The organism is Ferrimonas futtsuensis DSM 18154 (genome assembly GCF_000422645.1).
GTDB classification, from domain to species: Bacteria; Pseudomonadota; Gammaproteobacteria; order Enterobacterales; family Shewanellaceae; genus Ferrimonas; species Ferrimonas futtsuensis.
This window is the reverse complement of sequence record NZ_AUGL01000018.1, coordinates 14258-32455: the sequence shown is the minus strand read 5'-3', so window position 1 is coordinate 32455 and position 18198 is coordinate 14258. Positions and strand designations below refer to the sequence as shown.

The following is an 18198-nucleotide window of genomic DNA, read 5'->3' as shown; positions in this document are numbered from 1 at the left end:
CTATTTCATTTCATCAGTTAATTCAGGAAGGACTTGCCGTAGTCCATAGCGTCCAGCTTAAAGTAGCTGGCAATGGACTGACCGATATCGGCAAAGGACTCGCGGTGCCCCAGGGAGCCCGCGGCCACAGGTTTGCCATAGGCCAGTACGGGAACATATTCACGGGTGTGGTCGGTACCTGACCAGGTAGGATCACAGCCGTGATCAGCAGTCACCAGCACGACGTCACCGTCGTCCAGCTTCTCGAGAAGCTCTGGCAGCCGCTTATCAAAGTATTCCAATGCATTAGCATAGCCGTTTACGTCACGACGGTGGCCATAAGAGGAATCAAAATCTACGAAGTTTGTGAACACGATGGTGTTATCACCGGCTTCATCGACCTGCTCCAGGGTGCGATCCCACAACGCCTCCAGGCCACTGCCCTTCACCTTTTTGGTGATGCCGCAGTTGGCGTAGATGTCGGCGATCTTACCCACGGACACCACTTCACCACCGGCCGCTTTGAGCTTATCCAGCACTGTGGGTGCTGGCGGCTCTACCGCATAGTCGGCACGGTTACCGGTACGGGCAAAATCAGCCGCGCCGCTGCCAACGAAAGGACGGGCAATGACACGACCAATGTTGTAGGGCTCAAGTTCCTCACGAGCAATCTTACACAGCTCGTACAGGCGCTCCAGGCCGAAGCTCTCTTCGTGACAGGCGATCTGGAAGACGCTGTCAGCAGAGGTGTAGAAGATGGGCTGACCGGAGCGCATGTGCTCCTCGCCCAGCTGCTCAAGGATGGCGGTACCGGATGCATGACAGTTACCCAGGAACCCGTCCAGACCCGCACGCTCGAGTATGCGGTCGGTCAGCTCTTTCGGGAAACTGTTTTGCTTGTCAGTGAAGTAGCCCCAGTCATACAGGACAGGCACACCGGCCATCTCCCAGTGACCGCTGGGGGTATCCTTGCCGGAAGAGAGTTCGGAAGCAAAGCCATAAGCGCCAGTCACTTCAATGTCGGCATCCATACCCGCGGGCACCTGGCCAGTGCTTTCCTGGGCAGCCTTGACCAAACCAAACTTGGCGAGGTTAGGCAGCTTCAGGGGGCCACTGCGGCCCACTTCGGCGCGGCCTTCGGCACACTCTTTGGCGATGTGGCCAAAGGTGTCGGAGCCGACGTCACCGAACTTGTCAGCGTCGCCTGCGGCACCGATGCCGAAGGAATCCATCATCAGGATAAATACGCGTTTCATTCAATTACTCCTTAGCGACCACGGATGGTCTCGTACACATCCGGAGTGGCTTCATAGGCATCCCCCAGGCTGATCGCCTGACGCAGAGCTGCTTCAGCCTCCTGGAACTGCCCCTCGTTACGGGCGTGAACCATGGCAATCGGCGTAGCACTGTCGACAGTCTCGCCCAGAGAGATAATGTTGGTCATGCCCACAGCGTAGTCGATGCCATCGGTAGGCAGACGGCGGCCGCCGCCCAGGCCAACCACCGCCATGCCCATGGCGCGAGTGTCCATGGCAGTAACGATGCCGCTATCTTCAGCATATACGGGACGGATGATCTCCGCCTGTGGCATGTAGACATCCATCTTGGAGAGGAAGTCTGTTGGGCCGCCCAGGCCGGACACCATCTTGGCAAAGACCTCGGCGGCCTTACCACTGTCCAGAGCATGTTGCAGTTTGGCACGCGCTTCAGTGGTATCTGCAGCCAGCTTGCCCAGAACCAGCAGTTCGGCGGACAGAGACATGGTCACTTCGTGCAGACGAGGGTTACGGTATTCGCCGGTCAGGTAACGAACCGCCTCACGCACTTCCACGGCATTACCGGCGCTGGACGCCAGAGTCTGGTTCATATCGGTCAGCAGCGCGGAGGTGCGTACACCGGCGCCGTTGGCCACATCCACGATGCTCTGGGCCAGGTCTTTGGACGCGTCGTAGGTGGGCATAAAGGCGCCGCTGCCTACTTTCACGTCCATCACCAGGGCTTCCAGGCCGCACGCCAGTTTCTTGGACAGAATGGATGCGGTAATGGCGGCAATGGACTCAACGGTGGCGGTCACATCGCGGATGGAGTAGAAACGCTTGTCAGCAGGTGCCAGATCACCGGTCTGGCCAATGATGGCCACGCCCGCGTCCTTTACCACTTTGCCGAACACTTCGTTGGTCGGGGTAATGTTATAGCCGGGAATCGCTTCCAGCTTATCCAGAGTCCCCCCGGTGTGGCCCAGGCCACGGCCGGAGATCATGGGCACATAGCCGCCACAGGCAGCAATCATGGGGCCCATCATCAGGGATACAACGTCACCCACACCACCGGTGGAGTGCTTGTCGATAACAGGACCGTCAAAGTTATGGGCATCCCAATTCAGCACCATGCCGGAATCGCGCATCGCCTTGGTCAGGGAGATACGCTCGTCCATGGGCATATCATTGAAGTAGATAGCCATGGCGAAAGCCGCAATCTGACCTTCACTGACGTTGCCGTTGGTAATGCCTTCAACGAAGAACCGGATCTCCTGCTCGGACAGGGGCTCTCCATTACGCTTCTTGCGGATTATCTCTTGCGGTAGAAACATCCTATGCCTCCGATATGGGTTGCTCCTGCAATGGGAGCAACACCTTATAATCTTGAAACGGACTCGGAACTATTGTGTCGTAAATTTACTAGCGCTGAGCCAATTTTAGTCAAGGTCAGCGCCAGTTCCGGCGATCCGGATCACAAATATCAATCTGGGTGTAGATTAATAACCTTTGCTTTCTGCTGGGGCGTCAGCCAGTTCCAGAGTATGCAGCAGGCTGTTCAGCAGACTGGAAGCACCGAAGCGGAAGGTGCGAGGAGAAACCCAGTCTTTGCCCAGAAGTTCGGCGGCCAGGTCCAGGTATTCACCGGCCTGCTCGGCGTTGCGAACACCGCCAGCTGGCTTGAAGCCGATGGCATGGTTCTTCTCGGCGATCACGCTCATCATGATGCGAGCCGCTTCCAGAGTAGCGTTTACCGGAACCTTACCGGTGGAGGTTTTGATGAAATCGGCACCGGCGTCGATGGAGATTTCAGACGCCTTGCGAATCAGGGCCTCGTCCTTCAGTTCACCGGACTCGATGATCACTTTCAGCAGTACATCGCCACACGCAGCCTTACAGGCTTTAACCAGGTCGAAACCAACCTGCTCGTTGCCGGCCATCAGGGCACGGTAAGGGAATACTACGTCTACTTCGTCCGCACCATAGGCAACCGCAGCCTTGGTTTCAGCAACGGCGATGTCGATGTCGTCGTTACCATGGGGGAAGTTGGTTACAGTGGCGATCTGTACCTGCTCGGCACCGATCTCACGCAGAGTTTTGCGGGCAATAGGAATAAAGCGAGGGTAGATGCAGATGGCCGCAGTGTTGCCAGCGCCAGTCTTGGCATTGTGGCACAGGTCGATAACCTTCTGATCGGTGTCGTCGTCATTCAGGGTGGTCAAATCCATCAATTGAATGGCGCGCTGTGCAATCGCTTTGATATCACTCATGGTGAGTCTCCAGTCTAAATTTAAACTAAAAGCAGTATAGAAAAAGAATGGTCACTCGCACGTGGCACGAATTGAATAAAACCTATTAACGGCAGGCACTGAACCCGGACGGGTTCAAGGCTGGAGGTCACCTACGCTCACATGCGTGACGCGAGATTGATTCCTTGGAGAGTTCCCGAAGTACCTCATTGGCACCCCAGTGCAAACACTCAGTTTTGTACAATGAACAAACTATGCAGCATCATGGCAGTAGAAACGCGAGATTACAACCGCTCAGAGCCGATTTTGTTGAATTATTACTGACAAAATTCTGGCCAGGATTCGTTACAGGGTGTGTGGTTTTCACAAACGGCCAGAAGCAGGAAAAACAAAGCCCCGGGGCCTGAGCGCCGGGGCTTTTCTTCAGCAAGTTAACTTAGAACTTGTAAGTCACTGCGAAGTAGTGGGAGACACCAGTGGACTCCAGACCTACGATACCGCCTTCGTCTTCCAGCAGGTATACGTCTTTGTAACCCTTCAGACCGTAGCCAGCCGCGAAGCGGTCAGAGTGCCAGTACAGGCCGAAGAAGGCCGCACCACCGTTGGTGGTCATAGGTACGAACTCGTTACCCATGTCTTCGTCACCAGCGAACTGATAATCAACGTAGCCCTGGAAGGACAGGAAGGAGCCGTTCTCGAAGAACTTGAAGGGCTTGAACCAGTTCATGGAGAACTGATAGCCGTTCCACTCTTTGGCGTTCAGGTCGTAGTGAGCGTACAGGTTCATGCCGGTTTTGCCCAGCCAAGGAACCATTACGTCAGCACCCACACCCCAGAAGGTAGTGTTAACGCCGCTGTCAATCTGGCCATTCCAGTTGAACAGGGTGGAGAAGTACACTTCCTGAACGGGACCGAAGGACAGGTCTTTACCGGTCAGCGCGTCCAGAGAAACGCGAGGAGCGAACTTCATGAACATCTTGCTTTCGCCAGGACCCTTGTCGGAATCGCTGGAATCGTTGTTGGTCAGGTTGAAAATATCAACGTAACCGTACAGATCGAAGATTCCGGAACGACCACCGAACTCCATCTCCAGGTAATCGTGCTGATCACCAGTAGCTGGGTTATTAGGCTTCTCGCCGATGGAGTACATCAGGTTAAACTGCATCCACTTGTAGTCATTCTTGTGGATGTCGCCGTCAGAGTAGTCAGCAGCGAAAGCGTTCATTGAGAGAGCAGCAAGAGCTGCACCAGCCAACATCTTTTTCATCATCAACCCCTGTATATATACAGATTATTAAAATTTGGTTTTCCAACATCCTTGGAACAGGGCGCATTTTATCTAACGCACTCACAGGAACAATCGGTTGTTCCCCGTTTCCTATAAAAAGAAAGTGAAAATGCGCAGGATCGTGATCCAGCTAACATTTTGACCCGCTTTTGATAGACTTTTTGTCATACTGGCGCAACAGAACCACCTTCGTCACATAATTTCCCCATATGTAGCTTTCTTTCACAAGGTGGCACATATAGAGCAAATGTTAACCTATTTATGATCTGCTAACACTATTACCCCGATCATTCTGAAAGATGACTACAAACGAAGAGCGTTCACCCGAAATTCGAGGAGGATTCAATCACGCATGGTCCACTGAAAATTTAATACCAAAGAGCAGCCAAATTTTGACCACTCCCGACCTGCCCCCACCCACCGATCCAAGCTCACCCTCCGGCTTGTGAAAAAATAATCACCCTCACAGCGATAATTCCTGCGTGACCTGAATCACAGTCACCCCTTGCCGAACCCGCTTTCGGCCAGAGTGAAAACGACGCCGCAATGCCGCCAATGAGATCTGGATCACCTTGCTGAGCTGGACCAACCAGAGTCATCAACCAACGGTTCTGATTGATGAATTACGCCAGCCCCTTACCCACCACAATCCAGACCAACAAGCAAGCCCTAACGACATTTGTAGTGCAAAGATCTGTCAACTCTGTTTGCGGTCACTGAAGACAATGGAAAGAGCAGGAAATATCACAACAAAGCCTGCAACAATGCGGCTTACAGTTAACCTGCACACTATCACCAGCGACTTTGAAAGGCGTGTTTCCATTTCCAGTTAAATAGAGCGCTGGCGAGAAGATAACGGGTGTGACCTCCCCCTTCGGAAAAGGCCAGTAACACTTCGCAAAAGAGTCGCGGCGACACCAGAGCGTCTTAGGCAGCATCTGAGCGCGTGATGAACAACAGCGGAGAATTGAGGGCAGACCATCGCTCTTTGACAGTGCAGGCCTCTAACCACCTGCCGCCCTGCGTTGTTGCGGCGATTGGGGGTCCTGCTCAGGTCGACAGAGCCGGGTTAGGCAGCACGCCGACACTGTCGGGGCTTAACCGCAGTCGGTCTCCTCTGTCTCTACCGAGGAGTAGGAATCTTGGGAGCCATCGAGCCAAACGACAGCAAATGTATCAGGAAGGGAGAAACAAAAAAGGCCGAACCCTAAGGTTCGGCCTCTTCACACTCTACAGTGCAGTGCGATTACAGAGCCAGGAACAGGCCTGCCAGGGTCGCACTCATCAGGTTGGACAGGGAGCCAGCCAGTACCGCACGTACACCCAGACGAGCCAGGTCGTGACGACGGTTAGGAGCCATGGCGCCCAGACCACCCAGCAGAATGGCGATAGAGGACAGGTTGGCGAAGCCACACAGAGCGAAGGACAGGATAGCCTGAGTACGGTCAGTCATAACTGCACCGTTGATCAGAGCTTCACCGCTCAGGTAGGGAGCCAGGTTGATGTAGGCAACGAACTCGTTAACAACAATCTTCTGACCAATGAAGGAACCGGCAACCAGAGCTTCTTCCCATGGAACACCAATCAGGAAGGCCAGGGGAGAGAACAGGTAGCCCAGCAGCAGCTCCAGGGTTACGCCTTCGTAACCAAACCAGCCAGCAACGCCGCCGATGATGCCGTTGATCATGGCGATCAGGCCGATGAAGGCCAGCAGCATGGCGCCAACGTTCAGAGCCAGTTGCATACCGGAAGATGCGCCAGCCGCAGCGGCATCCAGTACGTTGGCAGGCTTGTCTTCGGCTTCGCCGATTTCATCCATGTCCTGCTTGGCTGCTTCAGTCTCAGGCACAATCAGTTTGGCCATCAGCAGGCCACCTGGGGCTGCCATGAAGGAAGCGGCAATCAGGTACTCCAGCTTAACACCCAGACCGGCGTAACCAGCCAGTACGGAACCGGCTACAGACGCCAGACCACCGGTCATGATGGCGAACAGCTCGGACTGAGTCATGGTCGCGATGAAAGGACGAACCACCAGAGGCGCTTCGGTCTGACCCACGAAGATGTTGGCGGTAGCAGACATGGACTCAGGACGAGAGGTGCCCAGAGCCTTCTGCAGCGCGCCACCCAGGATGCGGATGATCCACTGCATGATGCCGAGGTAGTACAGAACCGCAATCAGGGAGGAGAAGAATACGATGATTGGCAGAACGTTGATGGCGAAGATAAAACCAACTTTGAACTTGGCCAGATCGCCGAACAGGAAGCCGATCCCGTCGTTGGCGTAACTAATTACGCTGGAAACACCGCTGGAAATGGCGCCCAGTACGTCCTTACCGAAAGGAACATACAGAACGAACGCACCCAGAGCGGCCTGGATAGCCAACGCACCACCAACGGTACGCAGATTGATCGCTTTGCGATTGGTCGAGAACGCGACAGCGATCGCGATTAGGGTTACCACCCCTACTAAGCTCATCAGAATACCCATGAACCCATCATCCTCTTGTTAAATTTTATAAATAGTGTCGTAAATCAACTTATCATCCGCACGGGATTATACTGTGACTCACAACAAAAATCGCCGATCAGATCGCATTTTTTGAGCGGAAATCAGCCTGTCGCCATATTTATCTTACAAATCAGTAATTCGCATACAAAATTTGTTGCTCAAATTACAGTCAAACCCAACTCAAATGCTGAAAAGTCAAGTGTAGCAGCCATCAAGAGGTTGGTTTGATGTTGAAATTACGACAACCGCTTAAACAGTCGGATGTGATTTTGAGACAAAACCTGAGCAATCGACGAATAGGGTAAGTCTAGAAGCTGACTCAGCTCCTGCAATACAAGTGCGGCTTGTTGAGGTTCATTGCGCTGCCCCTGATGGCCATTGAGGGGCATATCAGGAGAATCCGTTTCCAGCAGCAGTCGTTCCAGTGGCGCACTGGAAACCGCTGTACGGGTTTTTGATGCTCTGGGATAGGTGATGACGCCTCCAACGCCGAGGTAGAGACCCCGACGCAGATATTCTGAGGCAACCTGGGTGCTGCCGCTAAAGCCATGCACCACCCCACCGGCCTTCAGTGGTTCCCTGTCCAGCAGGGCCAGCAGATGGTGATGTGCCTTCCTTATATGAAAGAGCACAGGCAGATTGAAGCGGTTGGCCAACTGCATCTGCTCCAGACACAGCTGAATCTGCTCAGGCATGAGCAATGGCGAGTTAACCCCATCCAGACCGCACTCTCCCACCGCCACCAGTTTAGAGGGCAAGCCGCCCAGTAAAGCCTCCAGCTTCTCAAGCTGGGCGAAACTCTCTTTTGTGGCAAAACAGGGGTGAATCCCCAGGGCAAACCAAAGCTGATGATGTGCCTGACAGAGTTGCATTACTCGCCGCCAGTTTTCTGGCCCGATGGCGGGAACAATGGCCCCCTGAATGCCCGACATCCGGGCGCGATGGAGCACCTGCTCCCTATCCTGGTCAAACTCGGGGAAATCCAAATGACAATGGCTGTCAATCAGCATCGGGGCGCGGGCTCTTTTCCGGGGAGTGTTCCTTGGACCGAGGCACACAGGAGCGTTTATGCTCTGGGCTGAGCCCATTGGCATCACACCAGGCGCAATAGGCCCGCCACCAGCGCTTAATCCATCCCATGGCACTCTCCTTAAAAAGACGACCCATTAAAAAGGGCAGCGATTGCTGCCCTTCATTATACGTAGCTTAATCTCTACGACCCAGCTTAATGCTCACGGGTCTTATGGAACACGATGTCCGGGTAACGTTCCATGGTCAGGTTCAGGTTCACCATGGTAGGCGCGATGTAGGTGAGGTTGTCCCCCCCATCCAGCGCCAAGTTGGTGGAAGCCTTACGGCGGAACTCATCCAGCTTACGGGGATCCTCACAGTTGACCCAGCGAGCAGTCGCAACACTGACCGCCTCATACAGGGCGTCCACCTTGTACTCTGACTTGAGGCGGGCCACCACCACGTCAAACTGCAGCACACCGACGGCGCCCACGATCAGATCGTTGTTGTCCAGGGGACGGAACACCTGCACCGCACCCTCTTCGGAGAGCTGCACCAGGCCCTTGAGCAGCTGCTTCTGCTTCAGCGGATCCTTCAGGCGGATACGACGGAACATCTCAGGAGCAAAGTTGGGAATGCCGGTAAACTTCATCTCCTCACCCTGGGTAAAGGTATCGCCAATCTGGATGGTGCCGTGATTGTGCAGACCAATGATGTCACCTGGGTAGGCCTCATCGGCGTGACTGCGGTCTCCTGCCAGGAAGGTCACGGCGTCAGAGATGGATACGTCCTTGCCGATGCGTACGTGGCGCATCTTCATCCCCTTGCTGTACTTACCGGAGCAGATACGCATAAAGGCGATGCGGTCCCTGTGCTTGGGATCCATGTTGGCCTGAATCTTAAACACGAAGCCGGAGAACTTCTCCTCAACGGCGGTCACGTCGCGCACATCGGTGGCTCGGGGCTGAGGAGTCGGAGCCCACTCAGTCAGGCCATCGAGCATGTGATCCACACCGAAGTTACCCAGAGCGGTACCGAAGTAGACCGGCGTCAGCTCCCCGGTGAGGAACATCTCATGGTCAAACTCGTTGGAGGCACCCAGTACCAGCTCCAGCTCCTCACGCAGCACCTCTGCCAATTCTGCACCAATCTTGTCATCCAGTTCCGGGTTATCCAGCCCTTTGACAATATCCACATCCTGAATGGTATGCCCCTGACCGCTCTGGTAGAGGATCGCCTCGTTACGATGGATGTGGTACACCCCTTTGAACTCTTTACCGCAGCCGATGGGCCAGGTGATAGGCGCACACATGATGTTCAGCTCGGTTTCCACCTCATCCATCAGCTCCATGGGGTCACGGATGTCGCGGTCCAGCTTGTTCATAAAGGTAACGATGGGAGTGTCACGCAGTCGGGTCACCTCCATCAGCTTGCGGGTCCGGTCCTCTACACCCTTGGCGGCGTCGATCACCATCAGGCAGGAGTCCACGGCGGTCAGGGTACGGTAGGTGTCTTCAGAGAAGTCTTCGTGTCCCGGGGTATCCAGAAGGTTGACCAGGCAATCGCCATAGGGAAACTGCATCACAGAGGTGGTCACCGAGATGCCACGCTCCTTCTCCATCTCCATCCAGTCAGACTTGGCGTGCTGGCCGGAGCCGCGCCCCTTTACGGTACCCGCCTTCTGGATCAGGTTTCCGTACAGCATCACTTTCTCGGTGATGGTGGTCTTACCCGCATCGGGGTGGGAGATGATTGCGAAGGTGCGCCTTTTGGCCACTTCCTGCTGGTGCGTAGACATAACAACCCATGGATGAACAAACAAAGGCCGGCATTATATCAATCCCGCCTGGCCTTGGCGACGACCTCATCCTCTTTGACCTCACCGGCGAATTGCGGTGCATATAAAGGAGGGGATAGCCAGGGTTCCGACGTGAAGCGGCACTGTTCAGTTTTTTCCCTGATCGAGGTGGTTCGACAGATTGTACTTATCCAGCATCCGGTAAAGGGTTACTCGAGAGATCCCCAACTCTTTCGAGGTCTTCATGATGTTATTGCCGTTGCTCTTAAGGGCCGCAACCAGGACTCTCAAGTCAGCCTCCGCCCGGGCATCCGCCAGGGTTTCAACCTCTCTCTGACTCGAAATGAATTGTAAATTAAGATCTTTAGGCCCGAGAGTTCGCTGTTCGCACATCACCAGCGCCCGCTGCACCCGGTTCTTCAACTCTCTGATGTTGCCTGGCCACTCATAGGCGAGCATCTGCTGCATCGCCGTGGGCGCGAACCCCTGCACCTTGGCGCTGGCCAGGTTGCGATACTTACGAAAATAGTAGTGGGCCAACAATTCGATGTCCTCCTGCCGCTCACGCAGAGGAGGCAATTTCAGGTTGAGGATGCACAGCCGGTAATAGAGATCCTCGCGAAAGCGTCCCGCCTTCACCTCGGCCGCCAAGTCCTTATGAGTTGCGGCAATCACCCTGACGTCGATGGGTATCTGCTTCACTCCCCCAACCCGAACGATGGTCTTCTCCTGCAGGAATCTCAGCAGATTCACCTGCACCTCCAACTGAAGGTCGCCAATCTCGTCCAGGAATATGGTGCCCCCGCAAGCCGTTTCAATATGGCCACGATGGCGGGAGTGCGCACCGGTAAAGGAGCCACGCTCATGTCCGAAAAGTTCTGACTGGATCAAATTGATGGGTATGGCGCCACAGTTAACCGCCACAAAGGGACCGTCACAACGCAGTGATCCACGATGGATGGCCTGAGCCACCAGCTCCTTGCCGGTCCCGCTCTCTCCCTCCAGAAGGACGGTGGCATCCACTTTGGCTACCTTGCGAATCTGACGATAGACACCGCGCATGGCACTGCTCTCTCCCACCAAGGAGACGCCTTCCGGATGGGCGTTCTCCTCACCGGCGCTGTCCCGGCGCAGCTTCGCCATGCCATCGGCGTGACCGAGAGACACGATCAGTCGTTGGGGGTCGACTGGCAGCGTATGGTAATCGCAACAGTAGCGGGCAATCAGCCTTCGGGTATTCTCATTCTGAGTCCAGCCTTCGGACACCAACCCAATCCACTCCACCATACCTGCGGTATCCTGAAGCAGCACCTCAAGGGCCTGATTGAGGCCATTGACCCAACGGTTGTCCAGCAGAATTATGCCCAAAGCCGGTTTTTCTGCATTGATGATCGCTCGGGCCTTATCTATGGAGTCCAGATAGATCGGAGACCAGCCTGGCTGAGCCACTTCATCAGGCAGAGTCCATTGTTTGGGGTCTTGCAGACAGATGAGCTTCCGAGATGCCATGAACCAGTATCCAATTTGCGTCCTTAAATGAACCAGGCAATCCCTTAATACTGCATTAGGTTTAGTCCACGAACGCCACTCAAGCCACAGAAACGATCAGTTAATTGACACTAATCAGGGCTCTTGGCTGTGTACCATTGGTGCAGCAGTCGAACATGGGTATCCGGCGGATTCCCTGTTCAAGCCATATTTTCCCACTTGAAATAAACCAGTTATGGTGCAAAAGGCCCCGTTCGGGATGCGCTTAACCCTGCCGGGCAGGGCACCTCCTGACCGGGTGTCTCTCCGGCTCCATGGCCATTAGTGTTAACTAACCGACTTCAGCATCACTTAATTACCCTCAAAAAAATCAGCTAATTGTCTCTGGCCCAGCAAAACCACTGTTTCATTCATGGTACAGATGACAAATCCAGATGTTCACCACCAAGGCAAACTTCTGATTTTATTTGCTTTATTTTCATGGCGCAAAGATTGCTTGATGTCAGACAGTGGTTCAGCAGAACCGATGGTCAGGCTCCAAGACGCTGACGTGCGACTGGACGCCGGTTACAGAAACCCTAACACCTCAATCGAACTGGCAGCCTGTTCCTGGGCTTAAACAACCAGGGCCGTGGCTATTGCCACTACCACTGTGTCATAGAAAACAATGGGGATATGACATGATGAGATTCAAAGGATATACGCGAACAACGGCATTGGCGGTCGCCATTGGTATGGCGGCTACCTCTGCAGTCGCCGTCCACGATGACGGCACCTTCGAGTTAGAGGGTAATGCGGTACAGGATGCGGGCACCCCGCCGCCAGATGACTGGCAAACCCTGTATCAGGGCGGGGGCAGTCCTACGGTATTCTCCGGTATCATCAAGGATAAAAACGGTCAGGATGACATCTTCACCGGAGGGGGCTCCAAGACACCCAACTTCATCGCAGACTGGCGACGCAAATTCTCTCCCCCACCACCGGATAAGAACAACATCACCAACGCCTATGCCGCAAACTATGTGGTCAATGGAGAACAGGTGATCTACTTCGGTGCCGACCTGTTTGCAGACAACGGTGACGCCGAGCTGGCGTTCTGGTTCTTCCAGGACGACGTTGCTCCTGCGGGCACCGGCTTTACCGGTGAGCATGTGGACGGTGACGTCTATGTGGCGGTGAAGTTCAGCAATGGCGGTACCCAGTCTAACATTGCCGTGTATGAGTGGTGGGAGGCCTGTGATAAGCAGGACGTTCCCGGTGGTGGCGGGCCCTTGTCTGCCGGTGACTGTGCCGCCGATAACATTCGTGTGGTGGTAGCAGAAGGCCCGGCAACCTGTAACGGTGCCCACGCGGCGGATCAGCCTGCTTGCGCCATTACCAACATCAACGAAGAAAATTCGCCCTGGCCTTACACACCCAAGTCAGGAACTGACGGGAAATTCCCACCCACCACCTTCTTCGAGGGCGGCATCAATATCTTCGACGCCTTCGGCGAAAACAAGTGCTTCTCCAGCTTCATGGCGAGCACAGGTGCGTCTACCTCCTTTACCGCCACAGCGAAAGATTTCGCCCTGGGCGACTTCGATGTGTGCTCCGTAGATGTCAGCAAGACCTGTGTCAACGACACTGAAGACGACGACGCCCCCACCGCCATCGTTTACAACGTGCGCGGTTGTGGCTACAACGACGGTGGCGGTGCCATCAACCTGACCACCTTCCAAAACTCCATCAACGGTGGCGCCAACTATGTGCCCGCCGATCTGGCCTGGTACCAGCCTGGTCCGGTGGACGATGGAGCCGGTGGAACCCGGGACTTCAACCCTGCCACCGATTGTGATGACCCGCTCAAACTGGCGGATGCCATTGCCGACGGCAGTGTAGTGGGCTCCCCCAGCACCTTCGACCTGGGCAGCGGCGATGCACTGATCTATGAGTTCAGCGAAACCACCGCATCCAATGGCCCGTCCGATACCGTCACCCTGGGGGCCCAGGGCACCGATGGTTCCCCCATCGATGCGGCATCCGATTCCGCCACCTGTCCGCTGCGGACCTTCGCTGCCTCCTTCAATGTGGTCAAGCGTTGTGCTGCCGATCTGGAGGATATTGGCGATAATCTGGCGGTACTCATCAACGTACAGGGAACCGTCTGCAACACAGGTGAAGTGGCGCTGACCAACCTGACACTGGTGGACGACCCCATGATGCCAACCGGCGTAGCCGTTACCCTGACGCCTCTGAGCACCACCCTGCAACCCGCAGGAGATACCGGTGACTGTACCACTTACAGCGGCTCCTACTCGCCAGACACCATCCCTGCCGGAGACATCTGCCCATTCTCCGATCAGGTGAAGGCCACAGCCATTGCTCCGGTGAACTCCGCCGGTGCCGGCTGTACCCTGTTGGGTGATGGCACCAGCGAGTGTGAAGCCATCTCCAACACCGCCACCTGTAACCTGAGGGCGGTCAATGGCGACAACAACTGTGCCACAGGTCCCCTGAGTCCCCTTCCCTCTAACTAGGAGGCATTAAAAGGAAACGGGGCGATGGTTAACACCATCGCCCCGTCTTGATTAAACAGGCTGCAACAGGCCTTTACTTGCCGCCCTTACCTCCTTTACCGCCACCGCCGTTGCCACCGCCGCCACCACTCTTCTGCAGGGTGATGCTGACCTGACCGGTGACAGTATCGGTGCCATCAGTCAGCTGATAACTGAAGCTGTCGCTGTTCTTGAATTTGTTTGCCGGAGTATAAAGGAGGGAGTTATCCCCCTGCAGGGTCACTCTTCCTTTGGCCCCCTGCGTGGTTCCCACTACCTGCAGGGCGTCACCATCCGGATCCCAGTCGTTACCAATAACATCGATAACCACTGACTCCACCTGGGTCAGCACCACGCTGTCTTCCACGGCTACCGGCGCCTGATTGCTGCCCCCGGAGCTGTCACTGACGATGTAGGTGACCACACTACTGCTCTGATAAGCAGCATCGTTACCGTGAACCGCGTTGACGGTCAGGTCGTAATAGCCATCGGTTGCAGAGGTGGAAGAGGTTACCGTCAACTCAGTGGTTGCCGTCGCACCTGGGGCCAGCCTTAGGGAGGAGTCGGCAAAGGCGGCACTCCAACCCTGTGGCACATTGGCTGCCAGATCGATGGGGCTATCACCACACCCATCTGCATCGGTGTTGGTGACACTGACGGAGTAGGTCACCGGCGTGCCGGGGGCTACCCACTGGCTTTCACCCGGCGTTACCGCCAGATGAGGCGCTGCAAAAGAGCAGCTGGCCTGATCAAAACTGATGCTTACCGTCGCGCCATCGCTGCCGATGCTGGTCAGGGTAAAGCTGACCCCGGCGGTAGCGTCGGTGTAGGTTTGCCCCAATGGCAAGGCCAGGTCATTCCAGTCGTAATACTGACTGCCCGGGGTCATGTCCAGCAAATAGCCACTGCCTGCGTACTGATCCGTCCCCAGTCTCACCACCAGACCCTGTTGAACACTGTCGCCGTATGGGGAGGCGTTCAGAAACTCATCGAATCCTTGTGCCTGGTGAGTTTCCAGATAGTACCAACGCTGCTGGCCGGTCACCGGGTCCAGGTCTCGCGGTACCCGAATCGCCTTGGTGCCACTGCTTTGCTGGGAGGCAGGCTCCAGTTGATATTCACCGGAAACACGGGCCGTCTCGACCGGGGGAGTGCCGGCATAATTGAGCCAGCCCAGGCGCTCCTTCTGGAAGGCGCTGAAATGACCCGCAGTGTGTTGCCCCATACGGTCCAGAACATCACCATACTCCACCGAGATGCAGCCATCACTTAAAGGGGGCTTACCAGCACAAGCCAGGGCATGGGAGTGCATCAGTCCCAGGTTGTGCCCCAGTTCGTGAGACACCACTCCGGCTGAGTCCAGGGTGCCATCAAACCATGCGTGAGAGGGAGATCCGCCAACGGTGGCCTCACCGGACCAGGAACAGCCGATGTTGGGGAAGGCGTACACCAGACGGTCATAACCCGACAGATCTGCACCGCTGTCGATGGCTGCGCTCCTGGCCGCCTGGGCAATGTCCATGGTTGGGCAACCGGTAGGATCGACTGCCAGGGTGAACCAACCAAGCACCTCACCACTCAACCAGGTCTTACCAAAAGAGTTTTCCCGGATAAAGTCATCGACCTCGCCAAACACCAGATCATGGGCTTGTTGCGCCGTCCAGGGTTCTTGAGTGTTATTGGTGAAGTTCACCAGGAGTACTGCGGTACGTTGCTCACCCAGCGCATCGGTCAGCGCCGGCTCACCACTGCTGCTGTTTGTGCCATCGGCCGCCAGGACCAGGATGTCGCTGTCCGAGGTCAGTGCCATAGCCTCGCCTACGCGCAGGCCGTTGGCGCGCACCTTGGTGCCACTGGCCAGGCCTCTCGCCTGACTGCCAAGATGCAGAGTGATGCGCCTGCCATCGGCCATCTTCAACTGATGACGCAACTTATGAGTGCCATCCTCATAATCTTCGTAAAACACTTCCAGCTCGCCATCAACACTGCCTTTATACTCCAGCATCGCCTGAACCTCGGCTGGCATTCCCTGGCGGCTGTTCGCAGGCAGGGCTGCTTTCAGGGCGGCGGCCGGATTGTGCTCGGCGAGCTGCATCAACTCAGCCTGACGCACACGTACCGTGCTGACCAATTGATCGAGCAGCGCCGCTTTCTGTGCGTCGTCGGCATGACGGTACTGCATCATTAGATCGGCGAGGGCCATGGACTGGCTGCTAAAAGAGTGCTGGCTGTGTGAAGCGCTCTGGGCCGGGGCCGCGTTGGCATGGTTCACCGCCATCGGCAGAGACAGGCCGAAGGTAACAAGGGCAGCGAACAACGAGGAGCGAGCGGATAGGTTGGCCACGGCGAGATCGCGCGAAGCCACGGAGAAGTTTATTGTTCTCAATTGGGAACCCTCAAAGTTTACAAAAACTCGAAAGCTCCCAAAATCGGGCAGAGGCAGCGCGACTCCTTCGGTAGTCCAGCCCTCTTTGGTTAAACCAAAGAGCTGTGACTTTGCGTACCACCGGTTGCCCGGAGGCTTGCCTTTTCGGGAGTGCTTTCGATTATTTTACCGACCAAATGGTTTTTATCTGGCCAATTTATTGATAATCCAGCAAGAACATCAAATGTGAGCACCCACTTCGCCCACAAACCCCGCATTCATTGACGCGAAGTAAAGGCATGCTAACAACCACCGCAAAGGGAGACAACGTAAACCTGTCGGTTTTTTGATCGATATTTCCGAATTTACTTTGCCTGATGAAATGACGCTAAAGATGTGCCTGGACACCCTGTGGCTAATCTAACCATGAAGACAACTTGGCTGTTTAATTTAAAATCAAAAAAGCCAACTAATAATAAATCAGAAAGTTGAAACTGATATTTAAGGTATATCGGATGCAGTTATCACTGTTTCGATGAAAGTCCAAAAAACAACCAATCAATACCAGTGAATCCAGTTAAAACAAAAGGTTTCATGCCTCGGCGTTCAATAAAGCAGGCAAAGGCCAGCGATATCCGGCTGCTGCATCACCTGTCAATAAGCTAGCCTAAGGGTAGCGCCATTTGTCAAAGATCAGGAACAGACCGGACCGGACCGGACCCCGGCCTCGGTCACCTCCAACCGGAGTTATCATGAACGACACCACACACCGAACACTCAGTATCACCGTCGCACTGCTGGGAGGCATCTGGCTCCTCTCACTCTGGAGCTCCTGGGCCTGGTCCGAGGAAGCCCCAAAGCAGCAGGAGCACGCCGCTCTGGTGGAGCAGATCACCCGGGAAGTGATTCGGGAACTGAAAGAGAGTGGTCAGTTGAAGGAGGAGGTAGATCAGGGCATTCAGGAGTACTTCGACCAGCAGCGTCAAGCCAGAGCAGAAGCTCGCGAACAGAGAGCAAAGCTGGCTCAGGAGCGGGCGAAACTGGTGCGCCCCCCCACGCCGGGACGGGACCACTTTTACGGTAATCCGGATGCGCCCATCTCCCTGATCGAGTACTCTGACTTTGAGTGTCCCTTCTGCAAACGGTTTCACGCAACCGCCAGGCAGTTGGTGGACCAGTCCAATGGACAGATAAACTGGGTCTATCGCCATTGCCCTCTGGGATCCCACAACCCCGGAGCTCAGAAACAAGCAGAGGCTTCAGAGTGCGCCTTTGAACTGGGGGGAGACTCCGCCTTCTGGCGCTTTACCGACGCGATCTACCTTCGTACCAAATCCGGAGGCCAGGGGTTTGCCCTTGAGGGTCTCACTCCCCTGGCCGAAGAGATCGGCCTGAACAAAGTGCGATTTCAAGAGTGCCTGGACAGTGGCAGACACGCCCACCGGGTCCTTGAGGATTTCAACGAGGTCGCAAAAATTGGCATCACAGGTACTCCCGGAAACATCCTTCGCCACAACGCCAGCGGGGAGGTGATCCAGGTGTCAGGGGCCAAGCCTCTTGGAGAACTGAAACAGCATGTCCAGGTCCTGGTGGGACAGACGCAGCTACTGAGTCAGCAAGGCGCAGCGGCGCCAAACTCTCCTGAAGCCCGAAAGCAGGAGTGAGTCTCTAAGAGACTCCAGATAAAGCCAGAATCAGGCCAGCGACCAAAAAGAGGT

The 18198-nt window shown here is 55.4% G+C and carries 11 protein-coding genes and 1 riboswitch; of the genes, 2 read left to right on the top strand and 9 right to left on the bottom strand.

Translation table 11 applies throughout. The features are described 5' to 3' along the window. Positions 1-17 precede the first annotated feature (17 nt). The 8 genes from G505_RS0112475 to G505_RS0112440 form a co-directional block, all read right to left on the bottom strand. Positions 18-1235, bottom strand: coding sequence for a phosphopentomutase (locus G505_RS0112475; RefSeq protein ID WP_028109858.1), 1218 nt, complete (start codon positions 1233-1235; stop codon positions 18-20). 11 nt (positions 1236-1246) lie between these two features. Next, the gene (deoA, locus tag G505_RS0112470; RefSeq protein WP_028109857.1) at positions 1247-2569 is read right to left on the bottom strand and encodes a thymidine phosphorylase; all 1323 of its coding nucleotides are present in this window, start codon (positions 2567-2569) and stop codon (positions 1247-1249) included. A gap of 165 nt (positions 2570-2734) precedes the next feature. Beyond that, complete coding sequence (gene deoC, locus G505_RS0112465; RefSeq protein ID WP_028109856.1) at positions 2735-3505, bottom strand: deoxyribose-phosphate aldolase; 771 nt, start codon at positions 3503-3505, stop codon at positions 2735-2737. A 415-nt stretch (positions 3506-3920) separates the two neighbouring features. Further along, complete coding sequence (locus G505_RS0112460; protein WP_425402184.1) at positions 3921-4754, bottom strand: nucleoside-specific channel-forming Tsx family protein; 834 nt, start codon at positions 4752-4754, stop codon at positions 3921-3923. Between the two features lie 1264 nt (positions 4755-6018). Continuing rightward, positions 6019-7260: a NupC/NupG family nucleoside CNT transporter gene (locus G505_RS0112455; protein WP_028109854.1), complete on the bottom strand. Its 1242-nt coding sequence runs from the start codon at positions 7258-7260 to the stop codon at positions 6019-6021. A 257-nt stretch (positions 7261-7517) separates the two neighbouring features. Continuing rightward, complete coding sequence (locus G505_RS0112450; RefSeq protein ID WP_028109853.1) at positions 7518-8291, bottom strand: TatD family hydrolase; 774 nt, start codon at positions 8289-8291, stop codon at positions 7518-7520. A 215-nt stretch (positions 8292-8506) separates the two neighbouring features. Beyond that, positions 8507-10090: a peptide chain release factor 3 gene (gene prfC / locus G505_RS0112445; RefSeq protein WP_028109852.1), complete on the bottom strand. Its 1584-nt coding sequence runs from the start codon at positions 10088-10090 to the stop codon at positions 8507-8509. 147 nt (positions 10091-10237) lie between these two features. Then, positions 10238-11599: a sigma-54 dependent transcriptional regulator gene (locus G505_RS0112440; protein ID WP_028109851.1), complete on the bottom strand. Its 1362-nt coding sequence runs from the start codon at positions 11597-11599 to the stop codon at positions 10238-10240. A 662-nt stretch (positions 11600-12261) separates the two neighbouring features. Between G505_RS0112440 and G505_RS22480 the strand changes: the two genes are divergently transcribed. After that, the gene (locus G505_RS22480) at positions 12262-14097 is read left to right on the top strand and encodes a hypothetical protein (protein WP_157509189.1); all 1836 of its coding nucleotides are present in this window, start codon (positions 12262-12264) and stop codon (positions 14095-14097) included. 73 nt (positions 14098-14170) lie between these two features. Here G505_RS22480 and G505_RS21475 read toward each other — a convergent pair whose 3' ends face one another. Then, the gene (locus G505_RS21475) at positions 14171-16501 is read right to left on the bottom strand and encodes an Ig-like domain-containing protein (protein WP_157509187.1); all 2331 of its coding nucleotides are present in this window, start codon (positions 16499-16501) and stop codon (positions 14171-14173) included. Positions 16502-16567: 66 nt separating this feature from the next. Beyond that, a riboswitch (cyclic di-GMP riboswitch) is annotated at positions 16568-16652 on the bottom strand. 580 nt (positions 16653-17232) lie between these two features. On the opposite strand from G505_RS21475, the gene G505_RS21470 reads away from it, so the two are divergent. After that, positions 17233-18144 (top strand): DsbA family protein, encoded by a 912-nt coding sequence (locus G505_RS21470; RefSeq protein ID WP_084643981.1) that lies wholly within the window; start codon positions 17233-17235, stop codon positions 18142-18144. The last annotated feature ends 54 nt before the right edge of the window (positions 18145-18198 follow it).